Origin of the sequence: Streptomyces sp. NPDC003038, assembly GCF_040611115.1 — a bacterium.
Lineage (GTDB): Bacteria > Actinomycetota > Actinomycetes > Streptomycetales > Streptomycetaceae > Streptomyces.
Window position 1 is genome coordinate 566,757 of the sequence record NZ_JBEXNN010000001.1, and the last position, 17,931, is coordinate 584,687.

Sequence of the window (17,931 nt, forward strand, 5' to 3'; positions counted from 1 at the left end):
GTCCGGCCGTGCGCCGTACCGTTTTCAACGAGGACCACGAGGCGTTCCGCGAGACCATTCGCGCCTTCATCGAGGCGGAGGTCGTCCCCGTCTACGACGAGTGGTTCCAGGCCGGCCAGGCGCCCCGTGACTTCTACTACAAGCTCGGCGAGCTGGGCGTCTTCGGCATCAACGTGCCCGAGGAGTTCGGCGGCGCGGGCCTGGACACGCACAAGTTCGAGGCCGTGCTCTACGAGGAGACCTCGCGCGCCGGCGTGAACTTCGGCGGCTCCGGCGTGCACGTGCTGCTCGCCCTGCCCTACATCAAGATGCTCGCCGTCGACGAGCAGAAGAAGCGCTACCTGCCGAAGTTCGTCTCCGGTGAGGAGATGTGGGCCCTGGCCATGACCGAGCCGGGCACCGGCTCCGACGTCGCCGGCATGAAGACCACCGCGAAGCTCTCCGAGGACGGCACCCACTACGTCCTCAACGGTTCCAAGACCTTCATCACCGGCGGCGTGCACGCCGACCGCGTGATCGTCTGCGCCCGTACCTCCGCCCCGCGCGAGGACGACCGCCGCTTCGGCATCTCCCTGTTCGCCGTGGACACCAAGTCCGAGGGCTACTCCATCGGCCGCAAGCTGGACAAGCTCGGCCTGCGCACCTCGGACACCGCCGAGCTGGCGTTCGTCGACGTGAAGGTCCCGGTCGAGGACCTGCTCGGCGAGGAGAACAAGGGCTTCTACTACCTCGGCGCGAACCTGCCCTCGGAGCGCTGGGGCATCGCCTTCGGCGCGTACGCGCAGGCCAAGGCCGCCATCCGGTTCGCCCAGGAGTACGTGACGGACCGCACCGTCTTCGGCAAGCCGGTCGCCCACTTCCAGAACACCAAGTTCGAGCTGGCCGCCTGCCAGGCCGAGGTGGACGCCGCCGAGGCCGTGGCCGACCGTGCGCTGGAGGCCCTGGACGCCGGGGAGCTGACGGCCGCCGAGGCCGCCTCCGCGAAGCTGTTCTGCACCGAGGTCGCCCACCGTGTCATCGACAAGTGCCTCCAGCTGCACGGCGGTTACGGCTACATGAACGAGTACCCGATCGCCCGCCTGTACGCCGACAACCGCGTGAACCGCATCTACGGCGGCACCAGCGAGGTCATGAAGTCCATCATCGCCAAGTCCATGGGCCTGTAAGGCCGGTAAGGGATGGAGCGAGGGCACTTAGCCTTCCCCCATGAACGAGGCACTGACGACGCTCCTCGATCTGCTCGACCTGGAGCAGATCGAGGAGAACATCTTCCGCGGTACCAGCCGCTCGGCGCTGGTACCGCGCGTCTTCGGCGGCCAGGTCGCCGCCCAGGCGCTCGTCGCGGCCGGCCGGACCGTGCCCGAGGACCGCGCCGCGCACTCGCTGCACTCGTACTTCCTGCGCGCCGGGGACCCGGGCGCGCCCATCGTGTACTCCGTCGACCGGATCCGCGACGGGCGCTCCTTCACCACGCGCCGGGTCGTCGCCGTCCAGCACGGCCAGCCGGTCTTCCACCTCTCCGCGTCCTTCCAGACGTACGAGGAGGGCCTGGACCACCAGGCCGCCATGCCCGCCGCCCCGGACCCGGAGACACTGCCCACCGCGGCCGAGTCCCTGCCCGCGTACCGGGAGGTCTTCCGCGACCCGGACACGGTGGAGCGGCTGGTCGAGGCGCGCGGCGCGGTGGACCTGCGGTACGCCACCACGCCGCCCTGGGGCAGCATCGGCGAGCCGGTGGAGCCGCGCTCGCAGGTGTGGTTCCGTACGGCGGGCAAGCTGGACAGCGCCGATCCCCTGCTGCACACCTGCCTGGCCACGTACGTCTCCGACATGACCCTGCTGGACTCGGTGCTGCTCGCGCACGGACGGGGCGGGTGGGCGGTGGGCGACGTGGTGGGCGCCTCACTGGACCACGCGATGTGGTTCCACCGGCCGTTCCGCGCGGACGAGTGGCTGCTGTACGACCAGGAGTCGCCCTCGGCGGCGGCCGGCCGGGGCCTGGGCCAGGCCCGCATATGGACCCAGGACGGCCGCCTGGCCGTGACGGTCATCCAGGAGGGCGTCGTCCGCGTCCCGCGCGGCTAACTGCCCCGGGCCCCGCAGCGGCGCCGCACGTCAGGCGGCGTCCAGCAAGCCCGCCGCGTCCAGCAGGTACGCCACCAGCGGGTCGTAGTACCGCGGGTCGCGGACGTGGTCGTCGAGCGGGACCGCCACCTGGAGGGTGCCTTCGGCCTCGCCGAGGAAGAGCGCCGGGTCGTTGCAGTCCGCGTAGCCCACCGCGTCCAGGCCCCGCTGGGCCGCGCAGCCCGCCCAGCCGTGGTCGGCGACGACCAGGTCCGGCCGGGGGCGGTTCGCCGCCGTGAGCCCGTCCAGGATCGCGGCCATCGGCTCCGGCGAGTGGGTGTGCCACAGGGTCGCGCCCCGTTCCAGGACCGCGACGTCCGCGAACTGCCACACCGAGCCCTCGTCGGCCGTCAGGCCCTGCGGGATCACCACGATCTCGCAGCCCGCGGCACGCAGCGCCTGCGCCGTGGCCCGGTGGACGTCCAGCAGGCCGCCCGGATGCCCGGTGGCCAGCAGCACGCTCTGCCGGTCCAGCGCGGCCTTCCGCAGCCGCGCGGCCATCCGGTCCAGGCCGGCCACGGTCAGCTCGGGGTCGATGGTGTCCTGCCCGTACCGGAACTCCGGGTCGTCCACGACCCCGCACCGCTCCGCCATCACGGCGAGCACGTCCTGCTCGTCCGCCCAGCGGCCGCCCAGTTCCAGGCCGAGCCAGTAGTGCCGGTCGCCGTTGGCGAGTTTCCGGTAGTGGGCGAGGTTGTTCTCGCGCGGTGTGGCGACCTGCCCCGCGATCCGCGTGCGGACCAGGTGGTCGATGAGTTCGGCGCGGGTGGGTACGGGCGTCTCTATCGGCTTCGGCATACGGGCCATTCTGCCGCCGCCCGGCCGGAGCCGTCCGCTCCGTCCCGGCTCGCGGACACCCCTGCCCCGCGGCCACCTCACCCCGACAGCGCCCCGAACGCCCCGTGCGCGAGCCTGCGCAGCAGCGACTCCGTCGCCTCCCGGCCCAGCGCCGCCAGGTGGGGGGTGGAGTTCAGCAGTCCGAAAACCGCGTGCACGGACACCCGTACCTCCGCCTCGCCCACCTCGGGGTGCAGTTCCCGTACGACGTCCACCCACAGCTCGACGTACTGGCGCTGGAGCTGCCGTACGAGCTTGCGGTCGGCGTCCCGCAGGCGGTCGAGCTCGCGGTCGTGCAGCGTGATCAGCGCCCGGTCGTCGAGCGCGAAGTCGATGTGGCCGTCGATGAGGGAGGACAGGACCAGGGCCGGGTCGCCCACCGCTTCCGCCACCCGGTGGCGGCCGCCGGTCAGCAGCCGTTCGCTGATTCCGACCAGCAGCTCGGCGAGCATGGCGTCCTTGCCCGCGAAATGCCGGTACAGGCCGGGGCCGCTGATGCCCACCGCGGCCCCTATCTCATCGACCCCGACGCCGTGGAATCCGCGCGCGGCGAAGAGACGAGCGGCCTCATTGAGGATCTGCTCGCGACGGGTGGGGGCGGCCGCTCTGGTGCTCATGGGAGTCCATTCTAGACAGGGCCGTTAGCGGTCGTTAACCTAGGCCCCACACGCGTTAACGACCATTAACAGCGTGCACCGAGCAAGTGGACCGAGCAAGGGAGCTCGACCGATGCAGCAGGCACCAGTGCTGACGAGCGCCGCGGACCCGGCGTCCGAGGCCTGGCGGACCAACGAGGCCGCCCACCATGAGCTGACCGAGGACCTGCGCGCCCGGCTCGCCGCGGCCCGGCTCGGCGGCGGCGAGAAGGCCCGCGCCCGCCACACCGCCCGCGGGAAGCTGCTCCCCCGCGACCGCGTGGACACCCTCCTGGACCCCGGATCCCCCTTCCTGGAGCTGGCCCCGCTGGCCGCCGAGGGCATGTACGGGGGCGCGGCCCCGGCGGCCGGGGTCATCGCGGGTATCGGCCGGGTCAGCGGCCGCGAATGCGTCATCGTCGCGAACGACGCCACCGTCAAGGGCGGCACCTACTACCCGATGACCGTCAAGAAGCACCTGCGCGCCCAGGAAGTGGCCCTGGAGAATCGTCTCCCCTGCCTCTACCTGGTCGACTCGGGCGGCGCCTTCCTGCCCATGCAGGACGAGGTCTTCCCCGACCGCGAGCACTTCGGCCGCATCTTCTACAACCAGGCGCGCATGTCGGGGGCGGGCATCCCGCAGATCGCCGCCGTCCTCGGCTCCTGCACGGCGGGCGGGGCGTACGTACCGGCCATGAGCGACGAGGCCGTCATCGTCCGCGGCCAGGGCACGATCTTCCTGGGCGGTCCACCGCTGGTGAAGGCGGCCACCGGCGAGGTCGTCACGGCCGAGGAGCTCGGCGGCGGCGAGGTCCACTCCCGGGTCTCCGGTGTGACCGACCACCTCGCGGAGGACGACGCGCACGCGCTGCGGATCGTACGGAACATCGTGGCGACCCTGCCCGCACGCGGGGCCCTGCCCTGGTCGGTCGAGGCCGCCGAAGAGCCCAAGGTGGACCCGTACGGGCTGTACGGCGCGGTCCCCGTCGACTCCCGCACCCCGTACGACGCCCGCGAGATCATCGCGCGGGTCGTGGACGGCTCCCGCTTCCAGGAGTTCAAGGCGGAGTACGGGCAGACGCTGGTGACCGGCTTCGCCCGGATCCACGGGCACCCGGTCGGGATCGTCGCCAACAACGGCATCCTCTTCTCCGAATCCGCCCAGAAGGGCGCCCACTTCATCGAGCTGTGCGACCAGCGCGGCATCCCGCTGCTGTTCCTCCAGAACATCTCGGGCTTCATGGTCGGCCGCGACTACGAGGCCGGCGGCATCGCCAAGCACGGCGCCAAGATGGTGACGGCGGTGGCCTGCACCCGGGTCCCCAAGCTGACGGTGGTGGTCGGCGGCTCGTACGGCGCGGGCAACTACTCGATGTGCGGTCGGGCGTACTCGCCGCGGTTCCTGTGGATGTGGCCCAACGCCAAGATCTCCGTCATGGGCGGGGAGCAGGCGGCCTCCGTCCTGGCCACGGTCAAGCGGGACCAGATCGAGGGTGCGGGCCAGGAGTGGCCCGCCGAGGACGAGGAGGCCTTCAAGGCCCCGGTCCGCGCCCAGTACGAGGAACAGGGCAACGCCTACTACGCCACCGCGCGACTGTGGGACGACGGGGTCATCGACCCGATGGAGACCCGGCAGGTGCTGGGACTGGCCCTGACCGCGTGCGCGAACGCCCCGCTGGGCGACTCGGGCTTCGGCATCTTCCGTATGTGACGTGAGGACCTCTTCGATGTTCAGCACTGTTCTGGTCGCCAACCGCGGCGAGATCGCGGTACGGGTCATCCGCACGCTGCGGCAGCTCGGCATCCGCCCCGTGGCCGTCTTCAGCGACGCCGACGCGGACGCCCGCCACGTACGGGAGGCCGACACGGCCGTCCGGATCGGCCCGGCGGCGGCCGCCGAGAGCTACCTGTCGGTGGAACGGCTCCTGGACGCGGCGCGCCGCACCGGGGCCGAGGCCGTCCACCCGGGGTACGGGTTCCTCGCGGAGAACGCGGCCTTCGCGGCGGCGTGCGCGGAGGCCGGCCTGGCCTTCATCGGGCCGCCCGCCTCCGCGATCTCCCTCATGGGCGACAAGATCCGGGCGAAGGAGACGGTGAAGGCCGCGGGCGTGCCCGTGGTGCCCGGTTCCTCCGGCAGCGGCCTGACGGACGGCGAACTCGTCGCGGCGGCCGAGAAGATCGGCATGCCGGTGCTGCTCAAGCCCTCGGCGGGCGGCGGCGGCAAGGGCATGCGGCTGGTGCGGGACGCGGCCGTGCTGGCCGAGGAGATCGCGGCGGCCCGCCGCGAGGCCCGCTCCTCCTTCGGTGACGACACCCTGCTCGTGGAGCGGTGGGTGGACCGGCCGCGGCACATCGAGATCCAGGTGCTGGCGGACGCGCACGGGAACGTGGTCCACCTCGGCGAGCGGGAGTGCTCGCTGCAGCGACGCCACCAGAAGGTGATCGAGGAGGCGCCGAGCGTCCTGCTGACGCCGGAGCTGCGGGCGTCGATGGGAGCGGCTGCGGTGGAGGCCGCCCGCTCGTGCGGGTACGTCGGCGCGGGCACGGTGGAGTTCATCGTCCCGGGCGGCGATCCGTCCTCCTACTACTTCATGGAGATGAACACCCGGCTCCAGGTGGAGCACCCGGTGACGGAGCTCATCACGGACCTGGACCTGGTGGAGCAGCAGCTCCGGGTGGCGGCCGGAGAGCCGCTCGGCTTCGACCAGTCCGGCGTCCGGCTCACCGGCCATGCGATCGAGGCCCGCGTCTGCGCGGAGGACCCGGCGCGCGGGTTCCTGCCGTCCGGCGGAACCGTGCTCGCGCTGTCGGAGCCGTCGGGCGGGGCGGTCCGCACGGATTCGGGGCTGCTGGCGGGCGTGCCGGTGGGCTCGACGTACGACCCGATGCTGTCGAAGGTCATCGCGTACGGACGGGACCGGGCCACTGCCCTGCGGGTGCTGCGGGGTGCGCTGGCGGACACGGTGATCCTCGGCGTGCAGACCAACGCCGGTTTCCTGCGGCGGCTGCTGGCCCACCCGGACGTGGTGTCCGGGGACCTGGACACGGGCCTGGTCGAGCGGGACCTGGCGTCCTTGCTGCCCGAGGGGGTGCCGGACGAGGTGTACGCGGCGGCGGCCATGCTGAATGTCCCCCACCCCGCCCCTTCCGGCAGTGCCGATATGCGGCTCCGCCGCGTGGGGGCTCTGCCCGGACCCGCGCCTCAAACGCACCCGGACTCCGTCCGCGGGTACCCCGTGGCGGGGCTGGAAGGGTGGGTCGACCCGTTCGATGCCGCCAACGGCTGGCGCCTGGGCGGCACACCCGCCTGGACGGTCCACCACTTCCGGCTCCCCGGCCAGGATCCCGTGGCGGTCCGGTCTCGCGCCCAGGGCACCGACCACGAGCTGCTGATCGGCGAGGCCGGCACCGATCCGGCCCCGCCCGGGGGTATCCCCGGACGGAGTCCGCGTGCGTTTGAGGCGCGGGGTCTGCGGCAGAGCCCCGGCGCACCGGCCCGCGGCCGGATCGTGGCCCGCACCGCCGACAGCGTCACCGTCGAACTCGACGGCGTGACCCACCGCTTCTCCTACGCCACCTCCCCGGAGGGGACCTGGCTCGGCCGCGACGCCGACAGCTGGCACGTCCAGCACCACGACCCCGTCGCGGCCAAGGGCGCGTCCCACGCCGGGGCCGACACGCTGGCCGCCCCCATGCCCGGCACCGTCACCGTCGTCAAGGTGGCCGTCGGGGACGAGGTGACGGTCGGCCAGAGCCTGCTCGTCGTGGAGGCCATGAAGATGGAGCACGTCATCTCCGCCCCCCACGCCGGGACCGTCACCGAGCTGGACGTCTCGCCCGGTACCACCGTCGCCATGGACCAGGTCCTGGCCGTGGTCACCCCTGCCGAGGAGAAGGAGGACGCATGAACGGGCTGCCCATGAACGTCCCGGCCGCCGAGCTCCCCGCGCGCGTCCGGATCCACGAGGTCGGCGCCCGCGACGGGCTCCAGAACGAGAAGTCGGCCGTCCCGACCGAGATCAAGGCCGAGTTCATCCGCCGTCTCGCCGCCGCCGGGCTGAGCACGATCGAGGCCACGAGCTTCGTACACCCCAAGTGGGTTCCCCAACTGGCGGACGCCGAGCAGCTGTTTCCCCAGGTACGGGACCTGCCCGGGGTCAGCCTGCCCGTCCTCGTCCCCAACGAGCGCGGCCTCGACCGCGCCCTCGCCCTCGGGGCCACCCGCATCGCCGTCTTCGGCTCGGCCACCGAGACCTTCGCCGCCCGCAACCTCAACCGCACCGTCGCCGAGTCCCTCGCCATGTTCGAGCCCGTCGTGGCCCGGGCCAAGCAGCACGGGGTGCACGTCCGCGGCTATCTCTCCATGTGCTTCGGCGATCCCTGGGAGGGCGCCGTCCCCGTCCACCAGGTGGTCTCCGTCGCGAAGGCCCTGCTGGACCTCGGCTGTGACGAGCTGAGCCTCGGCGACACCATCGGCGTCGCCACCCCGGGCCATGTCGGGGCCCTCCTCGCCGCGCTGAACGAAGCGGGCGTCACGACCGACCGTATCGGCGTGCACTTCCACGACACCTACGGCCAGGCGCTCTCCAACACCCTCGCCGCGCTCCAGCACGGCGTGACCACGGTCGACGCCTCCGCGGGCGGCCTCGGCGGATGCCCGTACGCGAAGAGCGCCACCGGCAACCTCGCCACCGAGGACCTGGTGTGGATGCTCGACGGCCTCGGAATCGAGACCGGCGTCGATCTGGCCGCCCTCACCGCCACGAGCGTGTGGATGGCCGATCAGCTGGGCCGGCCCAGCCCCTCCCGTACCGTCCGCGCGCTCTTCAACAGGGCACAGTCCCACAAGGAGTAACGAAGACATGTCCCTCGACCACCGGCTCAGCGCCGAGCACGAGGAACTCCGCCGCACCGTCGAGGAGTTCGCGCACGACGTCATTGCACCGAAGATCGGTGACCTGTACGAGCGGCACGAGTTCCCGTACGAGATCGTCCGCGAGATGGGCCGCATGGGCCTGTTCGGCCTGCCCTTCCCGGAGGAGTACGGCGGCATGGGCGGCGACTACCTCGCCCTCGGCATCGCCCTGGAGGAGCTGGCCCGCGTCGACTCCTCGGTCGCCATCACCCTGGAGGCGGGGGTCTCCCTCGGCGCCATGCCCCTCTACCTGTTCGGCACCGAGGAGCAGAAGCAGCGGTGGCTGCCGAAGATGTGCTCCGGCGAGATCCTCGGCGCCTTCGGCCTGACGGAACCGGACGGCGGCAGTGACGCGGGGGGCACCCGCACCACCGCCGTGCGGGACGGCGACGAGTGGGTGATCAACGGCTCGAAGTGCTTCATCACCAACTCCGGTACGGACATCACGGCTCTGGTCACGGTGACCGCCGTGACGGGCCGCAAAGCCGACGGGCGCCCCGAGATCTCCTCGATCATCGTCCCGTCCGGCACTCCCGGTTTCACGGTCGCCGCCCCCTACTCCAAGGTTGGCTGGAATGCATCGGACACGCGTGAGCTGTCCTTCCAGGACGTACGGGTCCCCCTCGCGAACCTGGTCGGCGAAGAGGGCCGCGGCTACGCGCAGTTCCTGCGCATCCTGGACGAGGGGCGCATCGCGATCTCCGCGCTGGCGACCGGCCTGGCGCAGGGTTGTGTCGACGAGTCGGTGAAGTACGCCAAGGAGCGCAAGGCCTTCGGCCGCCCGATCGGTGACAACCAGGCGATCCAGTTCAAGCTGGCGGACATGGAGATGCGCGCCCACATGGCCCGCATCGGCTGGCGCGACGCTGCCTCCCGTCTCGTCAACGGGGAGCCGTTCAAGAAGGAGGCGGCCATCGCGAAGCTCTACTCCTCGACGGTCGCCGTCGACAACGCCCGCGAGGCCACCCAGATCCACGGTGGCTACGGGTTCATGAACGAGTATCCGGTGGCGCGCATGTGGAGGGACTCCAAGATCCTGGAGATCGGCGAGGGCACCAGCGAGGTGCAGCGCATGCTCATCGCCCGCGAGCTGGGCTTCTCCGCCTGACGCACCCGCAGCAGAACGCTGCCTCCCCCGGTCCGCGCGGTACACCGGGGGAGAGTCCGCGCCCGCCCGCGGCGGGGGCGGGGACCACGAGGGACCTCGGAAAAACTTAGGGCCCCCTTATCGTTTTCGGCCAAGGTTAGGCTAACCTTCCCTCCGAACGGCCTCGTGGCCGCCCTGCACCCACGCACGAAAGCGGACATCGCCATGCCCAAGTCCCGAACCACCCCCCTCTCCCGCCGCGGCCTGATCGCCGCCGGCGGCGCCCTCGGCCTCGTCGCGGCGCTCACCGCATGCGGCGGCGCCGACTCGGCGAAGGGCGACGGCGGCAAGGACAAGGGCGCCTCGGCCTCGGGTCCCTGGTCGTTCAAGGACGACCTCGGGAAGGACGTCACCGCCAAGTCCACGCCGAAGAACATCGTCGCCTTCACGGGTACCGCGGCCGCCCTGTACGACTACGGCATCCCGGTCAAGGGCGTTTTCGGCCCGACCAAGACCGCCGACGGCAAGCCCGACGTCCAGGCCGGCTCGATGGACATCTCCAAGGTCGAGATCCTCGGCAACGTCTACGACGAGTTCAACGTCGAGAAGTACGCGGCCCTCCAGCCCGACCTGCTCGTCACCAACACCTGGGACGGCACGTACTGGTACGTCCCGGAGGCCTCCAAGGACAAGATCCTGAAGCTGGCCCCGGCCGCCGCCATCTCCGTGGGCGGCGACGCCACCCTCGACAAGGCGCTGGCGCGCACCGCGGACCTCGCCAAGTCCCTGGGCGCCGACATGAACGCCAAGACCACCGTCGACGCCAAGGCCCGCTTCGAGGCCGCCTCCGCGAAGCTGCGCGAGGCCACCAAGGCGAACCCGGGCGTCAAGGTGCTCGTCGGCTCGGGCTCCGCCGAGCTGTTCTACGTCTCGACCGCGAAGACCTCGGCCGACCTGAAGTACTTCGAGTCGCTCGGCGTCGAGTTCGTCACCCCGGAGAAGCTGGACGAGGGCGGCTTCTTCGAGAGCCTCAGCTGGGAGAACGCCGGCAAGTACAAGGCCGATGTGGTCCTGCTCGACAACCGCACCGGCACCCTGCAGCCGGAGGAGCTGAAGGCCAAGCCGACCTGGGCCGAGCTGCCCGCCGTCAAGGCCGGCCAGATCACCCCGCGCGTGACCGAGCCGATCTACTCGTACGACAAGTGCGCCCAGATCCTGGAAGACCTGGCGAAGTCCATCCAGAACGCCAAGAAGGTCAGCTGACCTTCGGCGCCCGCTCGCGCCTACCGAATCCCAGGGGGGACTCTCCGCATGACCGTCACCGCACCCGACGCCCCGGCCGTGGCCCACTTCCGGTTCTTCGAACTCGAAGTGCTCCGCACGCGCCGCCTCGGGCACTCGTTCCTGCGCGTCACGTTCGGCGGTGAGTCCCTCGCGGACTTCCGCTCGGGCGGCTACGACCAGAGCCTCTCGCTCTTCCTGCCGCCCGCGCACCAAGAGCACACCGTGCTCTCCTCCACCGACGAGGACACCTGGTTCGGGGCCTGGCGGGGGATGCCGGACGAGGAGCGTCCGGTGATGCGCTCCTACACCGTGCGCGAACAGCGCCGTACGGCCGGGGGCGTGGACGAGCTCGACATCGACTTCGTCCTGCACGGAGACGCGTCTCCCGCCTCCCGCTGGGCCGGACGGGCCGTCACCGGCCGCCGGATCCTGGCGATCGGGCCCGCCGTCGCGGAGAACAAGTCGGTCCGGTTCCAGCCGCCGGCCGCCACCGACGCGATCTGGATGTACGCGGACGAGACCGCCCTGCCCGCCGCGGTCGCGATCCTGGACCGGCTGCCCGCCGGCACCCGGGTCCGGGCCTGGTTCGAGGTCCCGCACGCCGACGACCGCCTCGCGCTGTCGACGCTCGCCGACGCGGACATCACCTGGATCGTGCGCGAGGCCGCGGGCCGGGAGCGCACCGAGCAGGTGCTGACCGCGCTGCGCGCGGCCGTTCCGGCCCCAGCCGAAGCCCCGTACGTCTGGCTCGCGGGCGAGGCCGGCACGATCCGGGCGGTGCGCCGCCACTTCGTACAGGAACGTTCCGTCGATCGCCGCGCGGTGCGCTTCACCGGCTACTGGCGGCTCGGTGCGACCGAGGAGGAGCTGCTCGCCGAGGCGTACGCGGGCAAGGCCGCCAGCGAGGAACCCACTTCCGAGCTGTAGCAGCGCCGCGCTCAACTCCAGCTGCCCGCAAGGCGCTTGGCAGACGGGTCCCGACCTTCCGGTCGGGGCCCGTCCGCATTTGGATCAGAGCTTAGGTTAGGCTAACCTAATTCCAGCTTGCCCACCCCCCGCTCTTCCCTGCCCGGAGGAAAGTTGATGCGTTCGCATCTGCTCAATGAGACGACCGCGGACCTCTACCGGCGTTCCGTCACCGAGGGCGTCGCACGCGTGGCCGCCAAAATCGCCACCACACAGCGGCCGCACACCGGTATATCCGTCGACGAACTCGCCCCGGTCATCGCTGGCATCGACCTGGACACGCCGCTGGAAGACCCGGCCGCCGTCCTCGACGAGCTGGAAGAGGTCTACCTGCGCGACGCGGTGTACTTCCACCACCCGCGCTACCTCGGGCACCTCAACTGCCCCGTCGTCATCCCGGCGGTGCTCGGCGAGGCGATCCTCTCGGCCGTCAACTCCTCCCTGGACACCTGGGACCAGTCCATCGGCGGCACGCTCATCGAGCGCCGCCTCATCGACTGGACCGCCCAGCGCATCGGCCTCGGCCCCGGCGCCGACGGCATCTTCACCTCCGGCGGCAGCCAGTCCAACTTCCACGCGCTGCTGCTCGCCCGTGACGAGGCCTGCCGGATCGTGATGAAGAACAGCGAGCGCGCCCTCCCGAAGTCCGAAGTCCTCCCCAAGCTCCGGATCTTCACCTCCGAGGCCAGCCACTTCAGCGTGAAGAAGTCGGCCGCCATGCTCGGGCTCGGCTACGAGGCCGTCATCTCCGTCCCCGTCGACCGCAACCGCCGGATGGACACCTCCGTGCTCGCCCTGGAGCTGGAGAACTGCGAGCGCGAGGGCCTCTTCCCGATGGCCGTCGTCGCCACCGCCGGCACCACCGACTTCGGGTCCATCGACCCGCTCCCCGAGATCGCCCGCCTGGCCGCCGCGCACTCCGCGTGGATGCACGTGGACGCCGCGTACGGCTGCGGACTGCTGGTCTCCCCCACCCGCCGGCACCTGCTCAACGGCATCGAACTGGCCGACTCGGTCACGGTCGACTACCACAAGTCCTTCTTCCAGCCGGTCAGCTCCAGCGCGATGCTGGTCCGCGACCGCGACACCCTCAAGCACGCCACGTACCACGCGGACTACCTCAACCCCCGCCGGATGGCGGAGGAGCGGATCCCGAATCAGGTCGACAAGTCCATCCAGACCACGCGCCGCTTCGACGCGCTCAAGCTCTGGATGACCCTGCGCGTCATGGGCGCCGACGGCATCGGCTCGCTCTTCGACGAGGTCGTCGACCTGGCCGCCGCCGGCTGGGACATCATCGACGCCGACCCTCGCTTCGAGGTCGTCGTCAAACCGCAGATCTCCACCCTCGTCTTCCGGTACGTACCCGCTCTCGAAGGCGCCGACGTGCGCGACGACCTCGTCGACGAGGCCAATCTGCACGCCCGCAAGGCACTGTTCGCCTCGGGCGAGGCCGTCGTCGCCGGCACCAAGGTGGACGGCCGCCAGTACCTGAAGTTCACCCTCCTCAACCCGCAGACCACGACGTCCGACATCGCGGCCGTCCTCGACCTTCTCGCCGCTCACGCCGAGCAGTTCCTGGGAGAATCCCTTGTCCACGCCTCGTGAACCCCGTCAGCCCCTCGACTTCATCGGTGTCGGCGTCGGTCCCTTCAACCTGGGACTCGCCTGCCTGACCGCGCCGATCGACGAGCTCGACGGCCTCTTCATCGAGTCGAAGCCGCACTTCGAGTGGCACGCCGGGATGTTCCTGGACGGCGCGCACCTGCAGACGCCGTTCATGTCGGACCTCGTCACGCTCGCCGACCCGACCTCGCCCTTCTCCTTCCTGAACTACCTGAAGGACCAGGGCCGGCTGTACTCCTTCTACATCCGGGAGAACTTCTACCCGCTGCGGGCCGAGTACAACGACTACTGCCGCTGGGCGGCCGACCGCCTCGACAACGTCCGCTGGTCCACCTCCGTCACCGAGGTCACCTACGACGAGCGGGCCGGGCTGTACGAGGTGCACACCGACCGGGGCGAGACCTTCCAGGCCCGCCGCCTGGTCCTGGGCACCGGAACCCCGCCCTTCGTCCCCGAGTCCTGCGCGAACCTGGGCGGCGACTTCCTCCACAACTCGTCGTACATGCAGAACAAGGCCGAGCTCCAGCAGAAGAAGTCGATCACCCTGGTCGGCTCCGGCCAGAGCGCCGCGGAGATCTACTACGACCTCCTCGCCGAGATCGACGTGTACGGCTACCAGCTCAACTGGGTCACCCGCTCCCCGCGGTTCTTCCCGCTGGAGTACACCAAGCTGACGCTGGAAATGACCTCCCCGGAGTACGTGGACTACTTCCACGCCCTCCCCGAGGACACCCGCTACCGGCTGGAGACCCAGCAGAAGAACCTCTTCAAGGGCATCGACGGCGATCTCATCAACGCCATCTTCGACCTGCTCTACCAGAAGAAGATCACCATGCCGGGGCCGGTCACCACCACCCTGATGACCAACACCTCGCTGAACAGCACGGCGTACGACACCACCACCGGCACCTACACCCTGGGGCTGCGCCAAGAGGAGCAGGAACGGGACTTCTCCCTCACCTCCGAGGGCCTGGTCCTGGCCACCGGGTACAAGTACCGCTTCCCCGAGTTCCTCAGCCCCGTGCGCGGCCGGCTGAACTTCGACGGCCACGGCCGACTGGACGCCGCCCGCAACTACAGCGTCGACACCACCGGCCGCGGTGTGTTCCTCCAGAACGGCACGACCCACAACCACTCCCTCACCTCGCCCGACCTGGGCATGGCCGCGTACCGCAACGCGTACATCATTGGTGAGCTCCTCGGCCGCGAGTACTACAAGGTCGAGAAGTCCATCGCGTTCCAGCAGTTCGCAGCCCCGGAAGGCACGCACGTATGAGCACCACCACCACCGAGATCCTGTACACGCGCACCGACGCGGCCCTCGGGACGTTCAGCATCCGCCCCATGGACCCCTTCGCCGACGCGGAGCTGCTCCACGGCTGGGTCACCCACCCCAAGGCCGCGTTCTGGATGATGCAGGACGCCTCGCTTCCGGACGTGGAGCGCGAGTACATGAAGATCGCCGCGGCCGAGCACCACGAGGCCTTCATAGGCCTCCACGAGGGCCGCCCGGCCTTCCTCATGGAGACCTACGACCCGGCCGAGCTGGAACTGGTCGGCCTGTACGAGGCGCAGCCCGGCGACGTCGGCATGCACTTCCTCGTCGCGCCGAGCGACCGGCCGCTGCACGGCTTCACCCGCGCGGTCATCACCACCGTCATGGCCGCCGTGTTCGCCGACCCGGCGACCGAGCGCGTCGTGGTGGAGCCGGACGTCCGCAACACGGCGGTGCACGCCCTGAACGCGGCGGTCGGCTTCGTGCCCGAGGGCCCGGTCCGCAAGCCGGAGAAGGAAGCCCTGCTGAGCTTCTGCACCCGCGCGCAGTTCGAGGCCGCCACGGCCGCGCAGGGGGTCTCCATATGAGCCTCGCCGACGCCGTCTCCCACCTCTCCCCCGAGCTGTGGGTCCGCGCCAACCGCGCGCTGGTCCGCAAGGCCCTCGCGGAGTTCTCCCACGAGCGCCTGCTCACCCCGAAGCCGCTCGGCGACGACCGCTACGCGGTCCTCAGCGACGACGGCACGGTGGAGTACCGCTTCACGGCCGCCCTGCACGCCCTGGACCACTGGGCGGTGGAGGAGTCCTCCATCACCCGCCACCGGGGCGGCGAGCAGCTGGAGCTGGACGCCCTGGACTTCCACATCGAGCTGCGCGAGGCCCTGGGCCTGAGCCCGGAGGTCCTGCCGGTCTACCTGGAGGAGATCTCCTCCACCCTGGCCGGCTCGGGCTACAAGTACACCAAGCCCCAGGTCTCCTCCGCCGTCCTCGCGAAGTCCTCCTTCCAGGACATCGAGACGGGCATGACCGAGGGCCACCCCTGCTTCGTGGCGAACAACGGCCGCCTCGGCTTCGGCGTGCACGAGTACCTCTCGTACGCCCCGGAGACGGCGAGCCCGGTCCACCTGGTGTGGGTGGCGGCCCGCAAGGACGTCTCCACCTTCACGGCGGGCGCGGGCCTGGACCACGACTCGTTCATCCGCGCCGAGCTGGGCGAGGTGGCCGTGGCCGGCTTCGCCGCCAAGATGGCCGCCCTCGGCCTCGACCTGGCCGACTACCACCTGCTGCCGGTGCACCCCTGGCAGTGGTGGAACAAGACCACGGTCACCTTCGCCGCCGAGATCGCCAACCGCCGCCTGGTGCTGCTGGGAGAGGGCGAGGACGCGTACCTGGCGCAGCAGTCGATCCGGACCTTCTTCAACACCACCACGCCGACGAAGCACTACGTCAAGACGGCGATCTCGGTGCTGAACATGGGCTTCATGCGAGGCCTGTCGGCCGCGTACATGGAGGCCACCCCGGCCATCAACGACTGGCTCCACCAGCTGATCCAGTCGGACCCCGTCCTCCGGTCGGTGGACTTCTCGATCATCCGCGAGCGCGCGGCGATCGGCTACCACCACCGCCAGTACGAGCGGGCCACCGACCGGTACTCCCCGTACCGCAAGATGCTCGCCGCACTGTGGCGCGAGTCCCCGGTGAACTTCGTGAGCGGGGAAGAGCGCCTCGCCACCATGGCGTCGCTCCTGCACGTGGACGCCGACGGCAAGTCCTTCGTGGGCGCGCTGATCGCCGAATCGGGCCTGACGCCCGCCGAGTGGTTCGGCCACTACCTCCGTGCCTACCTCGTCCCCCTCCTCCACTGCTTCTACCAGTACGACCTCGCGTACATGCCGCACGGCGAGAACACGATCCTCGTCATCGAGGGCGGCGTGGTGAAGCGGGCGATCTTCAAGGACATCGCCGAGGAGATCGTGGTCATGGACCCGGACGCGGTCCTGCCGCCCGCGGTCGAGCGGGTCCGGGCGGACATCCCGGAGGACATGAAGCTGCTGTCCATCTTCACGGACGTGTTCGACTGCTTCTTCCGCTTCCTGGGCTCGATCCTCGTCTCGGAAGGCATCTGCGAGGAGCGGACCTTCTGGCAGGCGGTGGCGGACTGCGCCCACGCGTACCAGGACTCCGTCCCGGCCCTCGCGGACCGCTTCGAGCGGTACGACCTGTTCGCGGAGGAGTTCCAGCTGTCCTGCCTCAACCGCCTCCAGCTGCGGAACAACAAGCAGATGGTCGACCTCGCCGACCCCTCCGCCGCACTCCAGCTGATCGGCACCCTCAAGAACCCCGTCGCGCCCTTCGCCCGGCGGTGACCAGGGGGGTGGGCGGGGCTGTCGATACGGTCCCTCGGCAGCCCCGCCCGTCCCCCCAGTGCGACGGCGTGTCCGTGAAGCCCATGTCTGGCCCTCTTCACGGACACGCCGCGCCATCACACCTGCGCCCTCCCGCGCGCGCCGCTCAGCTCGTGGACGGGCCTTCGTACGCCCAGCAGGTACAGGAACGCCCGTTGGGCGCCAGCTCGCCGGCATCGAACATGTCCCCGGAGCACCAGCCTCCGTCGTGGTGGTCGGCCGGGAGGTGGCCGCAGCCGCGACAGGCGGTCGGGTCGGGCCGGACGCACGCGATGCCGACGGCGAACAGAACGAGCGGCGTGATGGCGATCGCCAGCAGGATCCAGTCGTCGGATGCCAAGGCGTCACTCTCCGCAGCCGCCGCAGCCGCCCCCGGACGGCTCCTTCTCCCACCAGGAGCGCCCGCCTTCCGGCTCCGAGCCCCCGCTCGACGCCTCGTGGGGCGGCGCCTCGGGCTCGTCCTTCCACCAGAACCGCGTGCAGCCGCAGACTCCGAGTCCGCCGGGCGCACCGAGGCACGTCCCGAGGGACAGGGCATGGACGCCGCGGGGGTGGTCGCATCCTCCGCATATGTGCGCTGTGAACCCGGCCATTCGGTGCCCCCACATCCATCGGTCTCCACCAGCCGTGCGGCAAGTCTGATGATATCGAGGCCAGTTGCGGAGTCGCCTTCTAGAAATACCCTCTACTGAGCTTGTAGGCGTGTTGTCGTGAAGGTAAGGCCGGTTGCGGTGAGGCATCCGTCGATGATGTCGCTGCGGTACTGGATCTGGCGGA

The 17,931-nt window shown here is 70.5% G+C and carries 15 protein-coding genes; 12 read left to right on the forward strand and 3 right to left on the reverse strand.

The genetic code is table 11. The features are described 5' to 3' along the window. Positions 1 to 8 precede the first annotated feature (8 nt). A complete protein-coding gene (locus ABZX75_RS02570; protein WP_355406948.1) occupies positions 9 to 1,166 on the forward strand; it encodes an acyl-CoA dehydrogenase family protein in 1,158 nt (385 codons plus the stop codon). A 40-nt stretch (positions 1,167 to 1,206) separates the two neighbouring features. Continuing rightward, the gene (tesB, locus tag ABZX75_RS02575; RefSeq protein ID WP_355406950.1) at positions 1,207 to 2,085 is read left to right on the forward strand and encodes an acyl-CoA thioesterase II; all 879 of its coding nucleotides are present in this window, start codon (positions 1,207 to 1,209) and stop codon (positions 2,083 to 2,085) included. Between the two features lie 30 nt (positions 2,086 to 2,115). Here the strand turns inward: tesB and ABZX75_RS02580 are convergent, their stop codons facing one another. Together ABZX75_RS02580 and ABZX75_RS02585 are read right to left on the reverse strand one after the other, a co-directional pair. Continuing rightward, positions 2,116 to 2,931: a phosphatase gene (locus tag ABZX75_RS02580; protein WP_355406952.1), complete on the reverse strand. Its 816-nt coding sequence runs from the start codon at positions 2,929 to 2,931 to the stop codon at positions 2,116 to 2,118. 68 nt (positions 2,932 to 2,999) lie between these two features. Next, positions 3,000 to 3,578, reverse strand: a complete 579-nt coding sequence (locus ABZX75_RS02585; RefSeq protein ID WP_355406954.1) for a TetR/AcrR family transcriptional regulator — start codon at positions 3,576 to 3,578, stop codon at positions 3,000 to 3,002. A 112-nt stretch (positions 3,579 to 3,690) separates the two neighbouring features. Here ABZX75_RS02585 and ABZX75_RS02590 point away from each other — a divergent pair, with 112 nt between their 5' ends. The 10 genes from ABZX75_RS02590 (at position 3,691) to ABZX75_RS02635 (ending at position 17,115) form a co-directional block, all read left to right on the forward strand. Next, positions 3,691 to 5,307 carry a carboxyl transferase domain-containing protein gene (locus tag ABZX75_RS02590; RefSeq protein ID WP_355406956.1) on the forward strand — a complete coding sequence of 539 codons (1,617 nt, stop codon included), beginning with the start codon at positions 3,691 to 3,693 and terminating at the stop codon, positions 5,305 to 5,307. Positions 5,308 to 5,323: 16 nt separating this feature from the next. After that, complete coding sequence (locus ABZX75_RS02595) at positions 5,324 to 7,504, forward strand: biotin carboxylase N-terminal domain-containing protein (RefSeq protein ID WP_355406958.1); 2,181 nt, start codon at positions 5,324 to 5,326, stop codon at positions 7,502 to 7,504. Further along, entirely contained in the window at positions 7,501 to 8,451 is a 951-nt protein-coding gene (locus tag ABZX75_RS02600) for a hydroxymethylglutaryl-CoA lyase (RefSeq protein WP_355406960.1), read from the forward strand. The genes ABZX75_RS02595 and ABZX75_RS02600 overlap by 4 nt, the downstream gene beginning before the upstream one ends. Positions 8,452 to 8,458: 7 nt before the next feature. After that, positions 8,459 to 9,619, forward strand: coding sequence for an acyl-CoA dehydrogenase family protein (locus ABZX75_RS02605; RefSeq protein ID WP_355406962.1), 1,161 nt, complete (start codon positions 8,459 to 8,461; stop codon positions 9,617 to 9,619). A gap of 204 nt (positions 9,620 to 9,823) precedes the next feature. Then, positions 9,824 to 10,861 (forward strand): ABC transporter substrate-binding protein, encoded by a 1,038-nt coding sequence (locus ABZX75_RS02610; protein WP_355406964.1) that lies wholly within the window; start codon positions 9,824 to 9,826, stop codon positions 10,859 to 10,861. Positions 10,862 to 10,909: 48 nt separating this feature from the next. Further along, positions 10,910 to 11,809, forward strand: a complete 900-nt coding sequence (locus ABZX75_RS02615; protein ID WP_355406966.1) for a siderophore-interacting protein — start codon at positions 10,910 to 10,912, stop codon at positions 11,807 to 11,809. A gap of 156 nt (positions 11,810 to 11,965) precedes the next feature. Continuing rightward, positions 11,966 to 13,456, forward strand: a complete 1,491-nt coding sequence (locus ABZX75_RS02620) for an aspartate aminotransferase family protein (protein WP_355406968.1) — start codon at positions 11,966 to 11,968, stop codon at positions 13,454 to 13,456. Continuing rightward, entirely contained in the window at positions 13,440 to 14,750 is a 1,311-nt protein-coding gene (locus ABZX75_RS02625) for a SidA/IucD/PvdA family monooxygenase (protein ID WP_355406970.1), read from the forward strand. Before ABZX75_RS02620 ends, ABZX75_RS02625 begins: the two co-directional genes overlap by 17 nt. Further along, positions 14,747 to 15,337: a GNAT family N-acetyltransferase gene (locus ABZX75_RS02630; RefSeq protein ID WP_355406972.1), complete on the forward strand. Its 591-nt coding sequence runs from the start codon at positions 14,747 to 14,749 to the stop codon at positions 15,335 to 15,337. Before ABZX75_RS02625 ends, ABZX75_RS02630 begins: the two co-directional genes overlap by 4 nt. Next, a complete protein-coding gene (locus ABZX75_RS02635) occupies positions 15,334 to 17,115 on the forward strand; it encodes an IucA/IucC family siderophore biosynthesis protein (RefSeq protein WP_355406974.1) in 1,782 nt (593 codons plus the stop codon). Before ABZX75_RS02630 ends, ABZX75_RS02635 begins: the two co-directional genes overlap by 4 nt. Before the next feature lie 145 nt (positions 17,116 to 17,260). Here the strand turns inward: ABZX75_RS02635 and ABZX75_RS02640 are convergent, their stop codons facing one another. Then, complete coding sequence (locus ABZX75_RS02640) at positions 17,261 to 17,494, reverse strand: hypothetical protein (protein ID WP_355406976.1); 234 nt, start codon at positions 17,492 to 17,494, stop codon at positions 17,261 to 17,263. Between the last annotated feature and the right edge of the window lie 437 nt (positions 17,495 to 17,931).

Coding starts and splice junctions, on each gene's coding strand:
- ABZX75_RS02615 (WP_355406966.1), top strand. CDS start 10,910: ATGACCGTCACCGCACCCGACGCCCCGGCCGTGGCCCACTTCCGGTTC.
- ABZX75_RS02635 (WP_355406974.1), top strand. CDS start 15,334: ATGAGCCTCGCCGACGCCGTCTCCCACCTCTCCCCCGAGCTGTGGGTC.
- tesB (WP_355406950.1), top strand. CDS start 1,207: ATGAACGAGGCACTGACGACGCTCCTCGATCTGCTCGACCTGGAGCAG.
- ABZX75_RS02630 (WP_355406972.1), top strand. CDS start 14,747: ATGAGCACCACCACCACCGAGATCCTGTACACGCGCACCGACGCGGCC.
- ABZX75_RS02620 (WP_355406968.1), top strand. CDS start 11,966: ATGCGTTCGCATCTGCTCAATGAGACGACCGCGGACCTCTACCGGCGT.
- ABZX75_RS02590 (WP_355406956.1), top strand. CDS start 3,691: ATGCAGCAGGCACCAGTGCTGACGAGCGCCGCGGACCCGGCGTCCGAG.
- ABZX75_RS02610 (WP_355406964.1), top strand. CDS start 9,824: ATGCCCAAGTCCCGAACCACCCCCCTCTCCCGCCGCGGCCTGATCGCC.
- ABZX75_RS02580 (WP_355406952.1), bottom strand. CDS start 2,931: ATGGCCCGTATGCCGAAGCCGATAGAGACGCCCGTACCCACCCGCGCC.
- ABZX75_RS02600 (WP_355406960.1), top strand. CDS start 7,501: ATGAACGGGCTGCCCATGAACGTCCCGGCCGCCGAGCTCCCCGCGCGC.
- ABZX75_RS02595 (WP_355406958.1), top strand. CDS start 5,324: ATGTTCAGCACTGTTCTGGTCGCCAACCGCGGCGAGATCGCGGTACGG.
- ABZX75_RS02585 (WP_355406954.1), bottom strand. CDS start 3,578: ATGAGCACCAGAGCGGCCGCCCCCACCCGTCGCGAGCAGATCCTCAAT.
- ABZX75_RS02605 (WP_355406962.1), top strand. CDS start 8,459: ATGTCCCTCGACCACCGGCTCAGCGCCGAGCACGAGGAACTCCGCCGC.